Annotated in this window: 16 protein-coding genes and 1 other annotated feature; of the genes, 12 read left to right on the top strand and 4 right to left on the bottom strand. The window is 68.5% G+C overall.

Annotated features, from left to right (window positions below; translation table 11 throughout):
• Positions 1 to 81 precede the first annotated feature (81 nt).
• The gene (leuA, locus tag VPH46_RS15035; protein ID WP_416612487.1) at positions 82 to 1,752 is read left to right on the top strand and encodes a 2-isopropylmalate synthase; all 1,671 of its coding nucleotides are present in this window, start codon (positions 82 to 84) and stop codon (positions 1,750 to 1,752) included.
• 243 nt (positions 1,753 to 1,995) lie between these two features.
• Here the strand turns inward: leuA and folE are convergent, their stop codons facing one another.
• The gene (folE, locus tag VPH46_RS15030) at positions 1,996 to 2,619 is read right to left on the bottom strand and encodes a GTP cyclohydrolase I FolE (RefSeq protein WP_416612485.1); all 624 of its coding nucleotides are present in this window, start codon (positions 2,617 to 2,619) and stop codon (positions 1,996 to 1,998) included.
• A gap of 142 nt (positions 2,620 to 2,761) precedes the next feature.
• On the opposite strand from folE, the gene VPH46_RS15025 reads away from it, so the two are divergent.
• The 4 genes from VPH46_RS15025 to VPH46_RS15010 all read left to right on the top strand — a co-directional run bounded on the left by VPH46_RS15025 (position 2,762) and on the right by VPH46_RS15010 (position 5,890).
• Positions 2,762 to 2,953 (top strand): hypothetical protein, encoded by a 192-nt coding sequence (locus VPH46_RS15025; RefSeq protein WP_132884137.1) that lies wholly within the window; start codon positions 2,762 to 2,764, stop codon positions 2,951 to 2,953.
• Positions 2,954 to 3,011: 58 nt separating this feature from the next.
• Complete coding sequence (locus VPH46_RS15020; protein ID WP_125962299.1) at positions 3,012 to 3,293, top strand: SWIB/MDM2 domain-containing protein; 282 nt, start codon at positions 3,012 to 3,014, stop codon at positions 3,291 to 3,293.
• A 151-nt stretch (positions 3,294 to 3,444) separates the two neighbouring features.
• Positions 3,445 to 3,500 (top strand) — a sequence feature (sul1 is cis-regulatory element that is thought to sense ions involved in sulfur or methionine metabolism; They are found in Alphaproteobacteria).
• Between the two features lie 66 nt (positions 3,501 to 3,566).
• A complete protein-coding gene (locus tag VPH46_RS15015; protein ID WP_416612483.1) occupies positions 3,567 to 5,060 on the top strand; it encodes a SulP family inorganic anion transporter in 1,494 nt (497 codons plus the stop codon).
• 137 nt (positions 5,061 to 5,197) lie between these two features.
• A complete protein-coding gene (locus VPH46_RS15010) occupies positions 5,198 to 5,890 on the top strand; it encodes a hypothetical protein (RefSeq protein WP_416612481.1) in 693 nt (230 codons plus the stop codon).
• Positions 5,891 to 5,965: 75 nt separating this feature from the next.
• On the opposite strand, the gene VPH46_RS15005 is transcribed toward VPH46_RS15010, so the two are convergent.
• On the bottom strand, positions 5,966 to 6,499 hold the full coding sequence (locus tag VPH46_RS15005; protein WP_416612479.1) for an Rrf2 family transcriptional regulator: 534 nt from the start codon (positions 6,497 to 6,499) through the stop codon (positions 5,966 to 5,968).
• A gap of 86 nt (positions 6,500 to 6,585) precedes the next feature.
• On the opposite strand from VPH46_RS15005, the gene VPH46_RS15000 reads away from it, so the two are divergent.
• Positions 6,586 to 7,365 carry a class I SAM-dependent methyltransferase gene (locus VPH46_RS15000; protein WP_416612477.1) on the top strand — a complete coding sequence of 260 codons (780 nt, stop codon included), beginning with the start codon at positions 6,586 to 6,588 and terminating at the stop codon, positions 7,363 to 7,365.
• Positions 7,366 to 7,374: 9 nt separating this feature from the next.
• Here the strand turns inward: VPH46_RS15000 and VPH46_RS14995 are convergent, their stop codons facing one another.
• Together VPH46_RS14995 and VPH46_RS14990 are read right to left on the bottom strand one after the other, a co-directional pair.
• Positions 7,375 to 7,821 carry a MerR family transcriptional regulator gene (locus VPH46_RS14995; RefSeq protein WP_132884141.1) on the bottom strand — a complete coding sequence of 149 codons (447 nt, stop codon included), beginning with the start codon at positions 7,819 to 7,821 and terminating at the stop codon, positions 7,375 to 7,377.
• The gene (locus VPH46_RS14990) at positions 7,818 to 9,509 is read right to left on the bottom strand and encodes a long-chain-fatty-acid--CoA ligase (protein ID WP_416612474.1); all 1,692 of its coding nucleotides are present in this window, start codon (positions 9,507 to 9,509) and stop codon (positions 7,818 to 7,820) included. Before VPH46_RS14990 ends, VPH46_RS14995 begins: the two co-directional genes overlap by 4 nt.
• 228 nt (positions 9,510 to 9,737) lie before the next feature.
• On the opposite strand from VPH46_RS14990, the gene VPH46_RS14985 reads away from it, so the two are divergent.
• From VPH46_RS14985 to VPH46_RS14960, 6 genes are read left to right on the top strand one after another with little or no spacing between them, the layout of a single operon-like run.
• Positions 9,738 to 10,877 carry a thiolase family protein gene (locus tag VPH46_RS14985; protein WP_125962295.1) on the top strand — a complete coding sequence of 380 codons (1,140 nt, stop codon included), beginning with the start codon at positions 9,738 to 9,740 and terminating at the stop codon, positions 10,875 to 10,877.
• Positions 10,874 to 13,195 (top strand): 3-hydroxyacyl-CoA dehydrogenase NAD-binding domain-containing protein, encoded by a 2,322-nt coding sequence (locus VPH46_RS14980; protein ID WP_416612472.1) that lies wholly within the window; start codon positions 10,874 to 10,876, stop codon positions 13,193 to 13,195. The genes VPH46_RS14985 and VPH46_RS14980 overlap by 4 nt, the downstream gene beginning before the upstream one ends.
• 44 nt (positions 13,196 to 13,239) lie before the next feature.
• The gene (locus VPH46_RS14975; RefSeq protein ID WP_416612470.1) at positions 13,240 to 15,030 is read left to right on the top strand and encodes an acyl-CoA dehydrogenase C-terminal domain-containing protein; all 1,791 of its coding nucleotides are present in this window, start codon (positions 13,240 to 13,242) and stop codon (positions 15,028 to 15,030) included.
• A gap of 16 nt (positions 15,031 to 15,046) precedes the next feature.
• Entirely contained in the window at positions 15,047 to 15,952 is a 906-nt protein-coding gene (locus tag VPH46_RS14970; RefSeq protein WP_416612468.1) for an NAD(P)H-dependent flavin oxidoreductase, read from the top strand.
• Positions 15,949 to 16,698, top strand: a complete 750-nt coding sequence (locus VPH46_RS14965; protein WP_416612466.1) for an electron transfer flavoprotein subunit beta/FixA family protein — start codon at positions 15,949 to 15,951, stop codon at positions 16,696 to 16,698. The genes VPH46_RS14970 and VPH46_RS14965 overlap by 4 nt, the downstream gene beginning before the upstream one ends.
• Positions 16,695 to 17,630, top strand: coding sequence for an electron transfer flavoprotein subunit alpha/FixB family protein (locus tag VPH46_RS14960; protein ID WP_416612464.1), 936 nt, complete (start codon positions 16,695 to 16,697; stop codon positions 17,628 to 17,630). Before VPH46_RS14965 ends, VPH46_RS14960 begins: the two co-directional genes overlap by 4 nt.
• The last annotated feature ends 169 nt before the right edge of the window (positions 17,631 to 17,799 follow it).

Genomic DNA, 17,799 nt, shown 5'->3' with positions numbered 1-17,799 from the left:
TAAGGGCTGCTTTCTTCCGACCGAACCGCTGAACGACGCCCCGCGGCTGCTTGCGCGCGGGCGACCTGCAAAGAGGCTGCGATGCTGCGCGATCCTTCGACCAAATACCGCCCCTTCCCCCAGGTGGACCTGCCCGACCGCCAGTGGCCGTCGCAGACGATCACCCGCGCGCCGCGCTGGCTGTCGACCGACATGCGCGACGGCAACCAGGCGTTGATCGATCCGATGGATGCGGAAAAGAAGACCCGCTTCTTCGACCTGCTCGTGAAGGTGGGCATCAAGGAAATCGAGGTCGGCTTCCCATCGGCCGGCGCCACCGAATTCGACTTCATCTCCGGCCTCGTCCGCAACGGCCGCGTGCCCGACGACGTGACGGTCCAGGTGCTGACCCAGTCGCGCCGCGACCTGATCGAAAAGAGCTTCCAGTCGCTGGAAGGCGCGCCCACCGCGATCGTCCACCTCTACAACGCCGTCTCCCCCGCGTGGCGCCGCATCGTGTTCGGCATGAGCCGCGACGAGGTGCGCGAGATCGCGATCACCGGCGCCAAGATCCTGCGCGACGAGGCGGGCAAGCGCCCCGACACCGACTGGCGCTTCGAATATTCGCCGGAGACCTTCTCGACGGCCGAGCTCGACTTCTCGGTCGAGGTTTGCGCCGCCGTCATGGACGTCCTGCGCCCCACCCCGGAAAAGCCGCTGATCCTCAACCTGCCGGCAACGGTCGAGGCGGCCAGCCCCAACGTCTATGCCGACCAGATCGAATGGTTCTGCCGCAACGTGCCGAACCGCGACAGCGTCGTGATCAGCCTCCACCCCCACAACGACCGCGGCACCGGCGTGGCGGCAGCCGAGCTCGGCCTGATGGCCGGGGCCGACCGTGTCGAAGGCTGTTTGTTCGGCAATGGTGAGCGCACCGGCAACTGCGATCTCGTGACACTCGCCTTGAACATGTACACGCAAGGCGTTGATCCGGGCCTCGATTTCTCGAACATCGACGAGGTCATCAACACCGTCGAATATTGCAACCAGCTGCCCGTCCACCCGCGCCACCCCTATGCCGGCGAGCTGGTGTTCACCGCCTTTTCGGGCAGCCACCAGGACGCGATCAAGAAGGGCTTCGCCGCCCAGGCGCAGCGCAACGACGGCCTGTGGGACGTGCCCTATCTGCCGATCGACCCCGCCGACCTGGGCCGCGATTACGAGGCGGTGATCCGCGTCAACTCGCAGTCGGGCAAGGGTGGCGTCGCCTGGGTGCTGGAGCAGGACAAGGGGCTGAAGCTCCCCAAGCGCATGCAGGCGGACTTCAGCCGCCACGTCCAGCGCGTCGCCGACGAGACCAGCCGCGAACTGAACGCCGCCGATATCTGGGGTGCGTTCGAGGCGGCGTACCTGCCGAGCAGCGGGGACCGGTTCGAGCTGGTCGACTATTCGGAAAGCCATGGTGCCGCCGGCCAGGCTCGGACCTTTGTGGGCCAGCTGCGGCTCGACGGCGAGACGCGGTCGATCTCCGGCAAGGGCAACGGCCTGCTCTCCAGCCTGCTCTCGGCCCTGCGCGACGATTGCGGCATCGACCTCGACGTGGTCGACTATAGCGAGCATGCGATCGGCAATGGTTCGGACGCGCAGGCTGCCGCCTATCTGGAATGCACGCTGCCCGACGGCACCCGCGTGTTCGGCGCCGGCATCGACGCCGACGTGGCGACGGCGACGGTTCGCGCGGCGCTCAGCGCCGCCAATCGCGTCACCGCCTAACTCCACCCGCAAGCTGTACCCCGGCGGAGGACGGGGCCCAGTTGGGAAAGCGGTGCGAGGGCGCGCCACCCCGGCCACGTCCCCCACCTGGACGCCGGCCTTCGCCGGGGTACAGGAGACACTCGGGCACGCCGCTCCAGTGCTCCTGCGCAGGCAGGAGCCCAGGGCCACAGGCGCTGCGCTCCGCAACCCTGGACTCCCGCTTTCGCGGGAGTACGGGGCCGGTTTAGCCCGCAGCCAAGCTCACCCCAGCCCCATCAGCGCCAGTACTTCCTTGCGGCTGCGATCGTCGTCGCGGAACACGCCCATCATCCGGCTGGTCGTCATCGTGACACCCGGCGTGCGCACGCCGCGCGCCGTCATGCAGGCATGGCTCGCCTCGATCACCACCGCGACACCGCGCGGTGCCAGCCGGTCCCAGATGCAGTCGGCGACCTGCGCGGTGAGCCGCTCCTGCACCTGCAACCGGCGGGCAAAGCCGTGCAGCACGCGCGCCAGCTTGGAGATGCCGACGACATGGTCCTTGGGCAGATAGGCGATGTGCGCCTTGCCGATGATCGGGGCCATGTGGTGCTCGCAATGCGACTGGAACGGGATGTCGCGCAGCAGCACGATCTCGTCATAGCCGCCCACCTCCTCGAAGGTGCGCGACAGGTGATGCGCCGGGTCCTCGCCATAGCCCTGGCAATATTCCTTCCACGCGCGCGCCACGCGCTTCGGCGTATCGAGCAGCCCCTCGCGCTCGGGATCGTCGCCGGCCCAGCGGATCAGCGTGCGGATCGCGTCCGCGACCTCGTCGGGCACGGGCAGCTTGGGCTGCGGCGCGACCAGGTCGCCGTCGGCGGTCGCAGGATTGTCGGCTTGCATTCTACTTTCCTTGGCCGGTCATGCCCTCGGCCGGCACAAAGCACCTCGCCGGAGCCACAAAACGTCGCGCCCGGCGCACACCGCGTTGACGTCTCGAAGAAGGCAGCGTTAATTCCTCGTCGCGCAAAAGGGAACCGCGGCCATGGCGGGCCGCGTGGCGCAGGGGGAGGACGGACGCATCGGCACCATGGAGCACGGCAGGCCGGCGAGCGAACCGGGGGGTCTCGCGAGCGATGCGCACGCGCACGTCGCCCGCCACGCGCCGATCCTGCACGATGTCCCGGTGGTGCCGCACCATCTTCACAAGCGACAAGCCTCCCCAAACCGCGCATAAGCAAGGCAACCAGGCGGCGACCCAAGGGTTCGGACCGCAGGATATAAGGAGAACCAGAATGGCCAAGACTTCGACCACGACCGCAAAGACCGGCGCCGCTCGCGGCGGTATCGCCAAGCCCGTCACGCCGTCGGAAGACCTGGCGAAGATCACCGGCAAGGACCCGCTGCCCCGCAGCGAGGTGGTCAGCAAGATGTGGGAATACATCAAGAAGAACGACCTGCAGAACCCGCAGGACAAGCGCGAGATCCTGGCGGACGAGACGCTCGAGAAGCTCTTCGGCAAGAAGAAGGCTTCCATGTTCGAGATGAACAAGCTGCTCAACGCGCACATGAGCTGATCCTGTCGGAGCCGTCCGGCCATCCGGGCGGCTCCGCAGCCATTCCGCAGGCACCAGCCTCCGGCACCCGTTTCCTCCAATCGCTGCCCTGGCGCCCTTCGGCGCGGGCTTGCATCCGCGGGATCGCGCCACTAGGTGGCAGCGCAACTCGCAAGGACCCGGTGCAATCCCGGGTGGCTATTCCGGCCGCCGATCCGCCGGACAACAGATCACATGGACCACGAAGACGCCGCGCACCGTGCGGCGCCATGTGCCTGCCCGTGGTTTTCTGACATGACCAACCCCGTTTCCCGCTTCCGGACCGAATGGTTCACCAGCGCCGCAGAGGCGCGCCGCGACGTGCTCGCCGGCATCGTCGTGGCGCTCGCCCTGATCCCGGAGGCGATCGGCTTCTCGATCATCTCCGGCGTCGATCCGCGCGTCGGCCTCTATGCCTCGGTCGCGATCGCGATCGTGATCTCGTTCCTCGGCGGACGCCCCGGCATGATCTCGGCCGCTACCGCCGCGGTCGCCGTCGTCGTGACCCCGCTCGTGCGCGACCATGGCGTCGAATATCTGTTCGCCGCCACCATCCTGATGGGGCTGATCCAGATGGTCGCGGGACTGCTGCGGCTCGACCTGCTCATGCAGTTCGTCTCGCGGTCGGTCATCACCGGCTTCGTCAACGCGCTCGCGATCCTGATCTTCATGGCGCAGCTGCCGCAGTTCGTCGGCGTCACCTGGCACACCTATGCGATGGTCGCAGGCGGCCTTGCCATCATCTACCTGGTACCGCGCGTCACCAAGGCGGTGCCCTCCCCCCTCGTCGCCATCCTGGTGCTCGCCGCGATCAGCATCGCGCTCGGCCTGCCGGTCCGCACCGTCGGCGACATGGGCAAGCTGCCGGAAGGCCTCCCGAGCTTCGCGCTTCCCAACGTGCCGCTCACCTGGGAGACGCTGCGCATCATCCTCCCCTATTCGCTCACCATGGCCGCGGTCGGCCTGCTCGAATCGCTGCTCACCGCGCAGATCGTCGACGACATGACGGACACGGACAGCGACAAGCGGCGCGAGTGCATGGGCCAGGGCGGCGCCAATATCGCCGCGGCGCTCGTCGGCGGCATGGGCGGCTGCGCGATGATCGGCCAGTCGGTGATCAACGTCACCTCCGGCGGGCGCAAGCGCCTGTCGACCTTCACCGCCGGCACCTTCCTGCTGTTCCTGCTCGCGGTGCTCGGACCCATCGTCGGCCGCATCCCCATGCCGGCGCTGGTCGCGGTGATGGTGATGGTGTCGATCGGCACCTTCAGCTGGAACTCGCTCCTGAACCTGCGCCGCCATCCCCCGACCTCCTCGGCAGTGATGCTGGTGACGGTCGCCGTGGTGGTCGCGACCCACAACCTCGCGGGCGGCGTGCTGGCGGGCGTGCTGCTGTCCGGCATCTTCTTTGCCGGCAAGGTCCGGCGCATGTTCTCGGTCGAGCGGGAGGCCGGCCTCGACGGCACGGCCATCTATCGCGTCCGGGGCGAGATCTTCTTCGCCTCGGTCGATCGTTTCACCCGCGCCTTCCAGGCGGAGGACAGCGCCGCCCGCGTGGTGATCGACGTCTCCGCGGCGCACTTCTGGGATATCTCCGGGGTCGGCGCGCTCGACAAGATCGTCGCCCGCCTGCGCCGCGACGGCCGCGAGGTCGAGGTGATCGGCTACAACCGCGCGAGCGCCGACCTGGTCGACCGCTTCGCCCTCCACGACAAGACCGGCGTCGAACTCGGCGCGGTGCCGCACTGAGGTTCGCGAGGCAGCTCCGAAACCGCGGTCGCAGTGTCGGCTGAGCGGCGGCAACCGCACGAAATCCGCTCGCCAACGCGCTGCAATCGGGCGATGCTGCCGCGTGGACGCGCCCATGCATCGCCGGAGGGCTGAACGTGCTGAACCATACCATCTTGCTCGTTGCCGCTGCCGCAGCCCTCGCTGCGGCGGAGGCACGCGCCGACGAGTTGCAGAACCGCGTCGTGGCGGCGATGCGCGCCAGCCGCCCGGATGCATTCCGCTTCCAGCGGACGAGCATCACCGATCGTACCGGCTCGGCCCGCACGACGGTGGTGGAGCAGTATGATCCCGGCCGCCCGGCCGCGCTTCGCTGGCAGCTCGTCAGCGTGGACGGTCGCGCGCCGACGGCCAAGGAAGCCGAGAAGTCGCGCAAGGCGAAGCGCGGTCCCGACCCCTCCTATGCCGAGCTTGCGAAATGGTTCGGCGCGCCAGCGACCCGAAGCGAGCCGACCCCGGGCTATGTCACCTACCGCTTTGCCCGGCTTCCGGCCGGATCCGTGAAGATCGGGTCCCACGACGCTTCCGCCGACACCCAGGCCGAAGCATGGGTGAACGTCCGGGCCAAGACGCCGTTCGTCGAGCGCGTCCGGTTCACCTCCACGAAGGGTTTCCGGATGATGATGGTTGCGTCCGTGAAGAGCATGGATGTCGTCAGTCGCTTCGCGCTGCTGCCGGGCGGTCAGGTCGTGCCGTCCGCTTCCGAAACCACCCTGACCGGATCCCTGCTCGGCAAGTCGGGACGCATCCACGCCACCGCGAACTACGCCGCGTTTCAGCCGGTCCGATAGGCTCTCACCCGGCCTAGCGGCTCCCTGGTCTCCACCGGCCGCATCTCCGGCGACAGGCGCGCCAGTGCCTCGCGCTCAATCTGCTCCAGTGCGCCCAGCATCTCCTTCGGCGCCAGCGTCTACCAGATCGGCCGCTGGATGCGGTCGTGGACGCGCAGGGCCAACCTCCCCTTCTTGATACGCGTGGGCGCCGCAGCGGGCGTCGAAGCTGCGGGCCAGTTCGGCCAGGCTGACGCCGCCCAGTCGCGCCACCAGCAACGCCTCCGCCTCGGCGAGTGCGTCCTCCAGCGCCGCGTTGACGACCTTTTCCACCGCACAATCCGGGTTCGCATGCTCGTTGCCGATCGCGAAGAGCCGTGGGCCTCCCACCGCGCGATGAACGTCGAGCAGCGACACCTTCTCCAGGTCGGCCGCGATCGCCCAACCGCCGCCATGCCCCTTGCCGGAACGGACGTAGCCCGCGTCGCGCAGCCCGGCCATCGTTCGGCGGATCACCACCGGATTGGTTCCCAGCATCCGCGCGATGGTGTCCGACGTCATCGGCCCCGGGTGCCGGGCCATGTGCAGCAGCACGTGGAGCATGCGGGAAAGGCGGCTGTCGCTGGGCATCGGGTCGACCATCGCATGCTCACCGCGATTGGCAAGCAGACGCACTCACGCTACTTCGTATGTTATATGATTCGCGAGGAGGTGAGATGCGCAGTTTCGAAGACCCGACGCACTGGGATGCGGCCGCCCGCCACTATGAGAAGACCGCCCATCCGTTCACCCAGGGCTATGCGGAGGCGGCGCTGGCCCGCGTTCCCCTCACCCGGGAAAGCCGCGTGCTCGATGTCGCCGCCGGGACCGGCGCGCTCGCGCTGGCAGCGGCCCGCACCGGCGCGCAGGTACTGGCGACCGACTTCTCGCCCGCGATGGTCGCGCGCATCGCGGCCGCGGGCCTCCCCAACGTCGAGACGCGCGTGATGGATGGTCAGGCGCTCGACCTGCCGGATGCCACCTTCGACGCCGTGTTCTCGATCTTCGGCGTCATCATGTTTCCGGACTGGCGCCGGGGTCTTGCGGAGATGGCGCGGGTGACCCGGCCCGGCGGCGTCGGCGTGGTCGCGACCTGGCAGGCGCGTGGCGCCGCGACCTTCCTGCTGCTCGGCCAGATCCGCGAGAAGCTGTTTCCGGAGAAAGCCGGCGCGACCATGCCGGAGGGGATGGAGGCGCTCAGCACCCCGAAGGGCCTTGCCCATGAACTCGCGACCGCCGGCTACCGGGACGCGCAGATCGAGGAAGTCACCCGCGACTTTCCGCTGGACCTCGCCGCGCTCGCCGATCCGGACACGCTGTTCGGCATGTCGCCCGACTGGACCAGCCTCGACGAGGCAGAACGGGCGGAGGTGATCGCCGAGGTCCGGCGGCGGGCCAGCGGGCGGCCGGTCCTGCCGATCGCGTCCACGGCGCTCGTGGCGGTGGCGCGACGGTAAGCGCGCGCCCTACTCGATCGCAGGCCGCACGCCCGGTGGCAGGCGCTCCAGCGCCTCGCGCTCGATCTGCTCCAGTTCGCCCAGCGTCTCCTCCAGCGCCTGCTTCTGCCGGCGCAGCCGCTGGATGCGGTCGTGGACCCGCAGGGCCAGCTGGCGCATCTGCTCGTGGTGCTGCGGGTCCGCGTCGTAGAGGTCCAGGAACTCCTTGATCTCGCGGATCGAGAAGCCCAGCCGCTTGCCGCGCAGGATCAGCTGCATCCGCGCCACTTCGCGCCGGGTATAGATGCGGGTGGTGCCGACGCGGCGCGGCTCGATGAGGCCCTGGTCCTCGTAGAAGCGCAGCGTCCGCATCGTGACGCCAAGCTCCGCCGACACCTCCTGGATGCCCGACAGCTGCTCGCCGTCCTCGGGCTCGGCAGGGTGATCCGCCTGGCGCAGGGATGCCGCGCGCCTCATGCGGTCGCGCCCGCCCGCTCGGCCTTGGCGCGTTCCTCGGCGACCAGTTCCTTCTTGGAAAGCTTGCCGATCAGCGTCTTGGGCAGGGCTTCGCGGATCTCGACCTCGCGCGGCATCTCGATCTTGCTGATCCGCCCGCGCAGGAACGCGCAGAGCTCCTCGACGCTCGCTTCATGGCCCGGCCGCAAGGTCACGAACGCCTTGGGTGCCTGGCCGCGATACCGGTCCGGCAATCCGATCACCACCGCTTCGGCCACTGCCGGATGTTCATACAGGGCCTCCTCGATGACGCGCGGATAGACGTTGTAGCCGCCGCACAGCAGCATGTCCTTTATCCGGTCGACCAGGAAGAGATAGCCGTCCGCGTCGAAATAGCCGACGTCGCCCGTGCGCAGCGCCCCGTCGATGAAGCACTCCTCGGTCGCGTCCGGCCGCTTCCAATAGCCCATCATCACCTGCGGTCCGCGCACGCACACCTCGCCGCGCTCGCCCTGCGGCATCAGCTTGCTGGGGTCGATGAGATCGCGGATCTCCAGCACCGTGCCCGGAAACGCCGGGCCCGTGCTGTTGCTCTTCACCACGCCGCCGTTGAGCGGGTTGCAGGCGATGATCGGCGAGGCTTCGGAGAGGCCATAGCCCTCCACCACGCGGCAGCCGGTGCGCTCCTCGAACGCCTGCCGCACCTCCAGCGGCAGGGGCGCGCCGCCCGAGATGCAGGTGTGGCAGAAATCGAGCCGCGGCACCCGGCTCTCGTCCAGCTGGTTCACTGCATTGTAGATGGTCGGCACCGCGAAGATCTGGGTCGGACGCGTCCGCTTCAACGTGGCCAGGAACTGGTCCATCTCGAAGCGGGGCAGCAGGATCATCTCGGCCGCGGTCTCGACGGAATAGTTGAGCACCGTCGTCAGCGCGAACACATGGAACAGCGGCAGCACGCCCAGCGTGCGCTCCTGCTGGTCCGGCGGGCGGCCGACGTGGAGCACCATCTGCTGGCTGTTGGCCGTCAGGTTCGCGTGGCTGAGCATCGCGCCCTTGGGCTCGCCGGTGGTGCCGCCGGTATATTGGAGCACCGCCAGATCGCTCGGCGACTGCGCGACCGGATCGGGCGCGGCGCGGTTCGACACCAGCCGGCTCCAGCGAACGTGCCGGGGATCTTGGCCGATCCGCGCGAGTTCGCGGCGCTTGAACAGGCGCAGGCCGATCGACTTGGCCCAGGGCAGCACGTCGGCGAGCGAAGCGGCCACCACATGGCGCACCTCGGTCCCCGCACAGGCGGCGAGCAGCTTGTCGTGGATCGCGACGAGGTCCGGCACGATCACCACCTCGGCGCCGGAGTCGACCAGCAGGTGGTGCAGTTCCCGCTCCACATAGAGCGGGTTCATCGCCACCACGACTCCGCCGATCTTCAGCACCGCGAAATAGGCGATCACATAATAGGGCGTGTTCGGCAGGCAGAGGCCGACGCGCGTGCCGGGATGGACACCCAGGTCCTGCAGACCGCGGGCGGCACGCTCCACCTGCTCGCCAATCTCGGCATAGGTCCAGGTGCGGCCCAGGAAATCGATGGCGGTGCGCTGCGGATATTGCGACGTCGCTCGCGCCAGCAGGGTCGGAATCAGCCGGGGCTCGATCTTCGCCGGCACCGCGCCGGCGGGGGCGCGCTCGGTCACGGGCATCGCCGCGCTCATCGGGCGTGCTCCAGCATCCAATGGGGCTGCGTCAAACTGCACATGCGGCCTTTGCCTCCTCTCCGGCGCCGCCTGCTCTCGTTCCGTCGGACTCGCTTTCACGCGGGCTCTCGACATGTCGGCGCCTGTTCCTACCTTAAACAGAAATCGGTTGACGTATAGGGAAATCTCGCACCATTAGGAACGAAAGGTGCCGTTAGGATGCCCAAAGCCTCGGAGAGGATTGAGATGAAGAGCGTCGTGATCGCGGGCTATGCCCGTTCCCCCTTTCATCCCGCGCACAAGGGTGCGCTTGCCCGGGTTCGCCCGGACGACCTGGCCGCCCAGGTGATTCGCGGCCTGATCGACCGCACGGGCGTCGATCCCAAGGACATCGAGGACCTGATCGTCGGCTGCGCCTTCCCGGAAGGCGAGCAGGGCATGAACGTTGCGCGCCTCGTTGGCCTGCTCGGCGACCTGCCGCTGTCGGTCGGCGGCATGACCGTGAACCGCTTCTGCGGATCCTCGATGAGCTCGATCCACATCGCCATGGGCCAGATCCAGATCGGCGCGGGTGAGGTGTTCATCTGCGCGGGCGTCGAATCGATGAGCCGCGTGCCGATGATGGGCTACAACCCCCTCCCCAACCCCGCGCTCGCCGAGAAGATGCCGGGCGCCTACATGGGCATGGGCGAGACCGCCGAGCGTGTCGCCACCAAGTACCAGATCACCCGCGAGACCCAGGAAGCCTTTGCGGTCGACAGCCAGAAGAAGGCTGCCGCAGCCCAGGCTGGTGGTCGCCTCAATGACGAGATCGTGCCGATCCAGACCAAGAACGGCGTCGTGAGCGAAGACGGCACCGTCCGCCCCGACACGACCGCAGAGGGCCTGGCCGGCCTGAAGCCCGCGTTCGACAAGGAAGGTTCGGTCACCGCCGGCACCTCCTCGCCGCTCACCGATGGTGCCGCCGCCGTGCTCGTCACCAGCGAGGACTATGCCCGCGCGCACGGCCTGCCGATCCTCGCCCGTCTGAAGACGGTCGGCATTTCCGGCCTGGAGCCCGAGGTCATGGGCCTCGGCCCCATCGGTGCCTCGCGCAAGGCGCTGGAGCGCGGCAACGTCGACGCCAACGCACTCGACGTCATCGAGATCAACGAGGCCTTCGCCAGCCAGGCGCTCGCCTGCATCCACGACCTCGGCCTCGACACGGCCAAGGTGAACATCGACGGCGGCGCGATCGCGATCGGCCACCCGCTCGGCGCCACCGGTGCCCGCATCGTCGGCAAGGCCGCGTCGCTCCTGAAGCGCGAGGGCGGCAAGTATGCGCTCGCCACCCAGTGCATCGGCGGCGGCCAGGGCATCGCGACCCTGCTGGAGGCAGCCGAATGAGCGAGCCCATCCGTAAGGTCTGCGTGATCGGCGCCGGCACCATGGGTGCCGGCATCGCCGCCCACGTCGCCAACGCCGGCGTGCCGGTGCTGCTGCTCGACATCGTCCGCGACGAGACGAACCGCAATGCGGTCGCCGAGGGCGCGGTGGCCAAGCTGCTCAAGACCGACCCCGCCCCCTTCATGTCGAAGCGTGCTGCCAAGCTGGTCGAAACCGGCAACATCGACGACCATCTCGACCGCATCGCCGAGTGCGACTGGGTGATCGAGGCGATCGTTGAGCGGATCGACCTCAAGCAGGCGCTCTATGCCAGGATCGAGGCGGTGAAGCGCCCCGGCACGGCGGTGTCGTCGAACACCTCCACCATCCCGCTCGGCCAGCTGGTCGAGGGGCGCTCGGACCAGTTCCGCCGCGACTTCCTAGTCACCCACTTCTTCAATCCGCCGCGCTACATGCGGCTGATCGAGGTGGTCGCCGGCCCCGACAGCGACCCCGAACTGGTGGCGCGCGTGTCGGACTTCGCCGACCGGAGTCTGGGCAAGACCGTGGTCCCCGCGCACGACACGCCGGGCTTCATCGCCAACCGCGTCGGCACCTATTGGCTGGCGGTCGCGATCAACGCGGCGATGGACCAGGGCCTCACCGTCGAGGAAGCCGACCAGATCGGCGGCAAGCCGATGGGCGTGCCCAAGACCGGCATCTTCGGCCTGATCGACCTCGTCGGCGTCGACCTGATGCCGCTCCTGTCCAAGAGCCTGACGGCCACGCTGCCGCAGGGCGATCCCTATTTCGACACCGTGCGCCCGCTGCCGCTGGTCGACCGCATGATCGCGGAAGGCTATACCGGTCGTAAGGGCAAGGGCGGCTTCTACCGCCTCGACCGTTCGAACGGCGGCAAGCTCAAGCAGTCGATCGACCTCGTCACCGGCGAGTATCGCGACAGCCGCAAGCCCGCGTCGCTGCCCTCGGGCGCCGACCGGGACCTGGGCAAGCTGCTGGGCGCCAAGGGCAAGGTCGGTGACTATGCCTGGACGGTGCTCAGCCATGTGCTGAGCTACGCGGCCATGCTGGTGCCGGAAGCGGCCGACGACATCGTCGCGATCGATGACGCGATGAAGCTCGGCTACAACTGGAAGTTCGGCCCGTTCGAGCTGGTCGACCGCATCGGCGCGGCCAAGCTGGTCGAGCGCCTGAAGGCCGAGAACCGTCCGGTCCCGGCACTGCTGGAGCAGGTCGGAAGCGGCAACTTCTATCGGGTCGAGGGCGGCAAGCGCCAGTACTTCGGCCTCGACGGCGCGTACCACGACATCGTCCGCCCCGAAGGCGTGCTGATGCTCGAGGACGTCAAGCGCGCCGGCGAACCGCTCGCCAAGACCGGCTCGGCAGCACTGTGGGACGTGGGCGACGGCGTCGCCTGCATCGAGTTCACCGGCAAGATGAACGCGCTCGACGGCGAGGTCATGAAGCTGATCCAGCAGGCGATCCCGATCGTCAAGGATCGCTTCAAGGCGCTGGTGATCTACAACGACGGCAGCCATTTCTCGGCCGGTGCCAACCTGGGCCTCGCGCTCTTCGCGCTCAACATCGCCGCCTATGGCGAGGTGCAGACGCTGGTCGTGGCCGGGCAGCAGGCGTTGAAGGCGCTGAAATACGCCCCCTTCCCCGTCGTCGCCGCGCCTGCGGGCATGGCGCTGGGCGGCGGCTGCGAGATCGTGCTCCACGCCGATGCGGTCCAGGCCCATGCCGAGACCTATATCGGCCTGGTCGAGACCGGCGTCGGCCTGATCCCGGGCTGGGGCGGCAATGGCGAGATGATCGACCGCTGGCAGCAGTCGGGCCAGCTTCCCAAGGGTCCGATGCCGGCGGTGGCCAAGGTGTTCGAGACGGTCAGCACCGCGACCGTGTCGAAGTCGGCGGCCGAGGCCAAGGAACTGATGTTCCTGCGTGCCAAGGACGGCATCACCATGAACCGCAGCCGGCTGCTCGCCGATGCCAAGGCAAAGGCGCTGTCGCTGGTCGACGGCTACACCCCGCCCGCTCCGCCCGAGTTCAAGCTGCCCGGCGCCAGCGGCCGCCTGGCGCTGCGCATGGCGGCCGAGGGCTTCCACAAGCGCGGCATCGCCACCGACTACGACCTGGTCGTGTCGGACAGCCTCGCGGAAGTGCTCACCGGCGGCGAGGCCGACCTGGTCGACACGGTCAAGGAAGCGGACCTCCTCAAGCTGGAGGTCAAGGGCTTCATGACCCGCGTCCACGATAGCCGCACGGTCGCCCGCGTCGAGCAGATGCTCGAAACCGGCAAGCCGCTGCGCAACTGATTTTGCCGCCGGGCGCCTGGCGCCCGGCCGGAAAGGAGATCGACATGCAAGTCTACGAAGCCCCGCTGCGCGACATGCGCTTCGTGCTGCACGAGCTGCACGGCGACGACGGGTTCGGCGATCTCGCCGCCCACGCCGAATTCACGCCCGACCTGCTCGACGCGGTGCTCGAGGAAGCCGCCCGCATGGCGCAGGAAATCCTGCTGCCGCTCAACGCGCCCGGCGACATCGAGGGCTGCCGCATCGAAAACGGCATCGTCCGCACCCCCGCCGGGTTCAAGGCGGCCTATGACCAGTTCCGCGAGGCCGGCTGGGCGGCGCTCGCCTCCGCGCCCGAGTGGGGCGGCCAGGGCCTGCCGGAATCGATCAACAAGCTGGTCGAGGAAATGATCTGCGCGACCAACGTGTCGTTCAGCCTCTATCCCGGCCTCACCCACGGCGCGACCACCGCGATCGAGGGCCATGCCTCCGACGACCTGAAGCAGGCCTATCTGCCCAAGATGGTGTCGGGCGAATGGTCGGGCACCATGTGCCTGACGGAGTCGCATTGCGGCACCGACCTCGGCCTCTTGCGCACCCGCGCGGTGCCGCAGGAGGATGGCAGCTATCGCGTCACGGGCTCGAAGATCTTCATCTCGGCCGGCGACCATGACCTGACCGACAACGTCATCCACCTGGTGCTCGCGCGCATGCCGGACGCGCCTGCGGGGGTGAAGGGCATCAGCCTGTTCCTGGTGCCCAAGTTCCTGCCCAACGCCGACGGCTCGCTCGGCAATGCCAATGGCGTCACCGTTGCCGGCATCGAGCACAAGATGGGCATGAAGGCTTCGGCCACCTGCCAGATGAACTTCGATGACTCCGTGGGCTGGCTCGTCGGCGAGCCGCACAAGGGCATGGCGGCGATGTTCACGATGATGAACACCGAGCGCGTGTCGGTCGGCGTTCAGGGCCTGGGCATCGGCGAGGCCGCCTATCAGAGCGCCGTCGCCTATGCCAAGGAGCGCCTGCAGGGCCGTGCGCTCGGCGGTGCCAAGCGTCCCGACCTCCCCGCCGATCCGATCATCGTTCACCCGGACGTCCGCCGCATGCTGATGACGGCACGCGTCTATACCGAAGGCTGCCGTGCGCTCGGCGCCTGGGTCAGCCGCGCGCTCGATGCGGAAAAGGCCTCGGCCGATCCGGAAGTGCGCGCCCGCGCCACCGACTTCATCGCGCTGATGACGCCGGTCGTGAAGGCGCTGTTCACCGACCTCGGCTATGAGTCGGCGAACCTCGCGGTGCAGACCTATGGTGGCCACGGCTACATCCGCGAACATGGCGTCGAGCAGTACGTCCGCGACGCTCGCATCGCGATGATCTACGAAGGCACCAACGGCATCCAGGCGCTCGACCTCGTCGGCCGGAAGATGCCGGCCCGCATGGGTCGCAACCTGCGCGCCTTCTTCCACCCGGTGTCAAACTTCCTCGACGCGCATGAAGGGGAAGAGGCGATCAAGCCGATGGCGCAGGGCCTGCGCCAGGCGTTCGGCGCGCTCCAGCTCGCGACCGGCATGATCGCGCAGCGCGGCATGAAGGACCCGGAGGAAGCGGGTGCCGCCGCCACCGACTATCTGCGCCTGCTGGGCCTGGTCGGCATGGGCTATTGCTTCCTGAAGAGCGCCCGCATCGCCCACCAGAAGCTTGCCGACGGCACCGACGAAGCCGGCTTCTACAAGGCAAAGATCGCCACCGCCGGCTTCTTCTTCGACCGCATCCTGCCGCAGGCGACCGCCGCCTTCCTGGCGATCAAGTCCGGCAAGCGCTCGACGATGGCGCTGGCCGAGGACGCCTTCTGAAGCCGGGGCGGACGCGATGATGCCCCCCGCCTGGGAACACCGGCTCGCGGTCCCTGCGATCGTCGCGCCGATGTTCCTGATCTCCGGCCCGGCACTGGTCACCGCCTGCTGCCGGGCGGGGCTGGTCGGCACCTTCCCCGCGCTCAACCAGCGCACCACGGAGGGCTTTGTCGACTGGCTTCAGGAGATCGAGGCGGCGCTCGACGCCGACAGCGCGCCCTATGGCGTCAACCTGATCGTCCACCGCAGCAACACGCGGCTGATGGACGATCTGGCGGCGATCGTCCGCTACCGCGTGCCGCTGGTCATCACCTCGCTCGGCCTTGTGCCCGAGGTGATCGACGCGGTGCACGGCTATGGCGGGCTCGTCTTCCACGACGTCATCTCGACCCGGCACGCGCAAAAGGCGGTGGCGGCAGGCGTCGACGGGCTCATCGCGGTGGCGGCGGGCGCCGGCGGCCATGCCGGCACCCTCAGCCCCTTTGCGCTGGTGGCGGAGATTCGCCGCTTCTTCGAGGGACCGCTGGCGCTTGCCGGCGCCATGTCGGAGGGGCGCCACATCGCCGCCGCCCGAATGCTGGGCGCGGACCTCGGCTATCTCGGCAGCCACTTCATCGCCTCGGAAGAAAGCCTCGCCAGCGCGGAGCAAAAGGCGATGATGGTCGGTTCTTGTGCCGCAGACGTCGTCCATACCGCCGCCGTCACCGGCGTGGGTGCGAACTTCCTGCGTCCAAGCCTGGAGGCCAATGGCTGGCAGCCGGGCGAGACGCCGACCCTCGATCTCGCCGAAGAGGCGCGGGCGTGGAAAACCATCTGGTCTGCCGGACAGGGCGTGGGCGCCGTCGACGCCATCCGCCCGGCGGCCGCCATCTGCACGGATCTGATCGCGGGCTATGCCCGTGCTTGGGAGAGAGAAGCATGAAGCTGTTGGTGCCGGTCAAGCGGGTGCTTGACTACAACGTGAAGCCACGGGTGAAGGCGGACGGGTCGGGTGTCGACCTCGCCAACGTCAAGATGAGCATGAACCCGTTCGACGAGATCGCGGTCGAGGAAGCCATCCGCCTGAAGGAAAAGGGCGTCGCCACCGAGGTCGTGGTCGTCTCGATCGGCGAGCCCAAGGCACAGGACACGCTGCGCACCGCGCTCGCGATGGGTGCCGACCGCGCGATCCTCATCACGTCCGACGTGCGTCCCGAGCCGCTCGGCGTCGCCAAGCTCCTCGCCAAGGTGGTCGAGGAAGAGCAGCCGCAGCTCGTGGTCCTGGGCAAGCAGGCGATCGACGACGACAACAACCAGACCGGCCAGATGCTCGCCGCGCTGCTCGGCTGGGGCCAGGGCACGTTCGCGTCCAAGGTCGAGGTCGAGGGCGACACCGCCAACGTGACCCGCGAAGTCGACGGCGGCCTGGAGACGGTGGCGCTGCCGCTGCCCGCGATCGTCACCACCGACCTGCGCCTCAACGAACCGCGCTATGCCTCGCTGCCCAACATCATGAAGGCAAAATCGAAGCCCTTGGCGCAGAAGACGCCCGCCGATTACGGCGTCGACCTCACCCCCCGGATCACCATCCTCAAGGTCGAGGAACCCGCCAAGCGCGCCGCCGGCATCAAGGTCGACAGCGTCGACGCGCTGGTCGACAAGATCAAGAGCCTGGGAGTGATCGCATGAGCGTGCTGGTACTGGTCGAACAGCTCGACGGCCGCGTGAAGGACGCGACCCTCGCCACCCTCACCGCGGCCGCCAAGCTCGGTGACGTGGTCGCGCTGGTCGCCGGCAGCGGCGATGCCGCCGTGCAGGCCGCCGATGCCGTCGCCAAGGTCGCGGGCGTGTCGAAGGTGCTGCTGGCGAACGACCCGGCATACGCCAACATGCTGGCCGAGAATGTCGCAGCCCTGGTGGTGCCGCTGATGGCCGACCACGACGCCTTCCTCGCCAACGCGACCTCGATCGGCAAGAACGTCGCGCCGCGTGTCGCAGCCCTGCTCGACGTCATGCAGGTGAGCGACATCGTCTCGGTCGAGAGCGCCGACACCTTCACCCGCCCGATCTACGCCGGCAATGCGGTCGCGACCGTGCAGTCGTCGGACGCCAAGAAGGTCATCACCGTCCGCGCCACCGGCTTCGAAAAGGCCGCGGCCGAAGGCGGCAGCGCCGCGGTCGAGCCCGTCGCCGCGCCGGGCGACCAGGGCAAGTCGCGTTTCGTCGGTGCGGAGACCCAGGAGTCCGCCCGTCCCGAGCTCACCAGCGCCGCGGTGATCGTCTCCGGCGGCCGTGCGCTCGGTTCGGAAGAGCAGTTCCACGCGCTCATCGAGCCGCTCGCCGACAAGCTCGGCGCCGCGATCGGCGCCAGCCGTGCAGCCGTCGACGCGGGCTTCGCGCCCAACGACTATCAGGTCGGGCAGACCGGCAAGATCGTCGCCCCGGACGTGTACGTCGCGGTCGGCATCTCCGGCGCCATCCAGCACCTCGCTGGCATGAAGGACTCCAAGACCATCATCGCCATCAACAAGGACGAGGACGCCCCCATCTTCCAGGTCGCCGACGTCGGCCTGGTGGGAGATCTGTTCCAGATCCTGCCGGAACTCACCGAGAAGCTGTAAGCCACAGGGGCGGGAGCAATCCCGCCCCTTCTTTCACGCGGGACGCGGGACGCGGGACGCGGGACGCGGGACGCGGCACCCGGAACGCCCGCCCCCCCCCCCCCCCAGGCACCGCTAAACAACAGACCCGGCCGACGACGGCGGGAGGGGGGGGGGGGGGGGGGGGGGG

This window comes from Sphingomonas sp. MJ1 (PH-R8) (genome assembly GCF_048058635.1).
In the GTDB taxonomy this organism is placed as follows: Bacteria; Pseudomonadota; Alphaproteobacteria; order Sphingomonadales; family Sphingomonadaceae; genus Sphingomonas.
The sequence above is the reverse complement of the archived record's forward strand: the minus strand, read 5'-3'. Positions and strand labels throughout refer to the sequence as shown.

Coding starts and splice junctions, on each gene's coding strand:
- leuA (WP_416612487.1), top strand. CDS start 82: ATGCTGCGCGATCCTTCGACCAAATACCGCCCCTTCCCCCAGGTGGAC.
- folE (WP_416612485.1), bottom strand. CDS start 2,619: ATGCAAGCCGACAATCCTGCGACCGCCGACGGCGACCTGGTCGCGCCG.
- VPH46_RS15025 (WP_132884137.1), top strand. CDS start 2,762: ATGGCGGGCCGCGTGGCGCAGGGGGAGGACGGACGCATCGGCACCATG.
- VPH46_RS15020 (WP_125962299.1), top strand. CDS start 3,012: ATGGCCAAGACTTCGACCACGACCGCAAAGACCGGCGCCGCTCGCGGC.
- VPH46_RS15015 (WP_416612483.1), top strand. CDS start 3,567: ATGACCAACCCCGTTTCCCGCTTCCGGACCGAATGGTTCACCAGCGCC.
- VPH46_RS15005 (WP_416612479.1), bottom strand. CDS start 6,499: ATGCCCAGCGACAGCCGCCTTTCCCGCATGCTCCACGTGCTGCTGCAC.
- VPH46_RS15000 (WP_416612477.1), top strand. CDS start 6,586: ATGCGCAGTTTCGAAGACCCGACGCACTGGGATGCGGCCGCCCGCCAC.
- VPH46_RS14995 (WP_132884141.1), bottom strand. CDS start 7,821: ATGAGGCGCGCGGCATCCCTGCGCCAGGCGGATCACCCTGCCGAGCCC.
- VPH46_RS14990 (WP_416612474.1), bottom strand. CDS start 9,509: ATGAGCGCGGCGATGCCCGTGACCGAGCGCGCCCCCGCCGGCGCGGTG.
- VPH46_RS14985 (WP_125962295.1), top strand. CDS start 9,738: ATGAAGAGCGTCGTGATCGCGGGCTATGCCCGTTCCCCCTTTCATCCC.
- VPH46_RS14980 (WP_416612472.1), top strand. CDS start 10,874: ATGAGCGAGCCCATCCGTAAGGTCTGCGTGATCGGCGCCGGCACCATG.
- VPH46_RS14975 (WP_416612470.1), top strand. CDS start 13,240: ATGCAAGTCTACGAAGCCCCGCTGCGCGACATGCGCTTCGTGCTGCAC.
- VPH46_RS14970 (WP_416612468.1), top strand. CDS start 15,047: ATGATGCCCCCCGCCTGGGAACACCGGCTCGCGGTCCCTGCGATCGTC.
- VPH46_RS14965 (WP_416612466.1), top strand. CDS start 15,949: ATGAAGCTGTTGGTGCCGGTCAAGCGGGTGCTTGACTACAACGTGAAG.
- VPH46_RS14960 (WP_416612464.1), top strand. CDS start 16,695: ATGAGCGTGCTGGTACTGGTCGAACAGCTCGACGGCCGCGTGAAGGAC.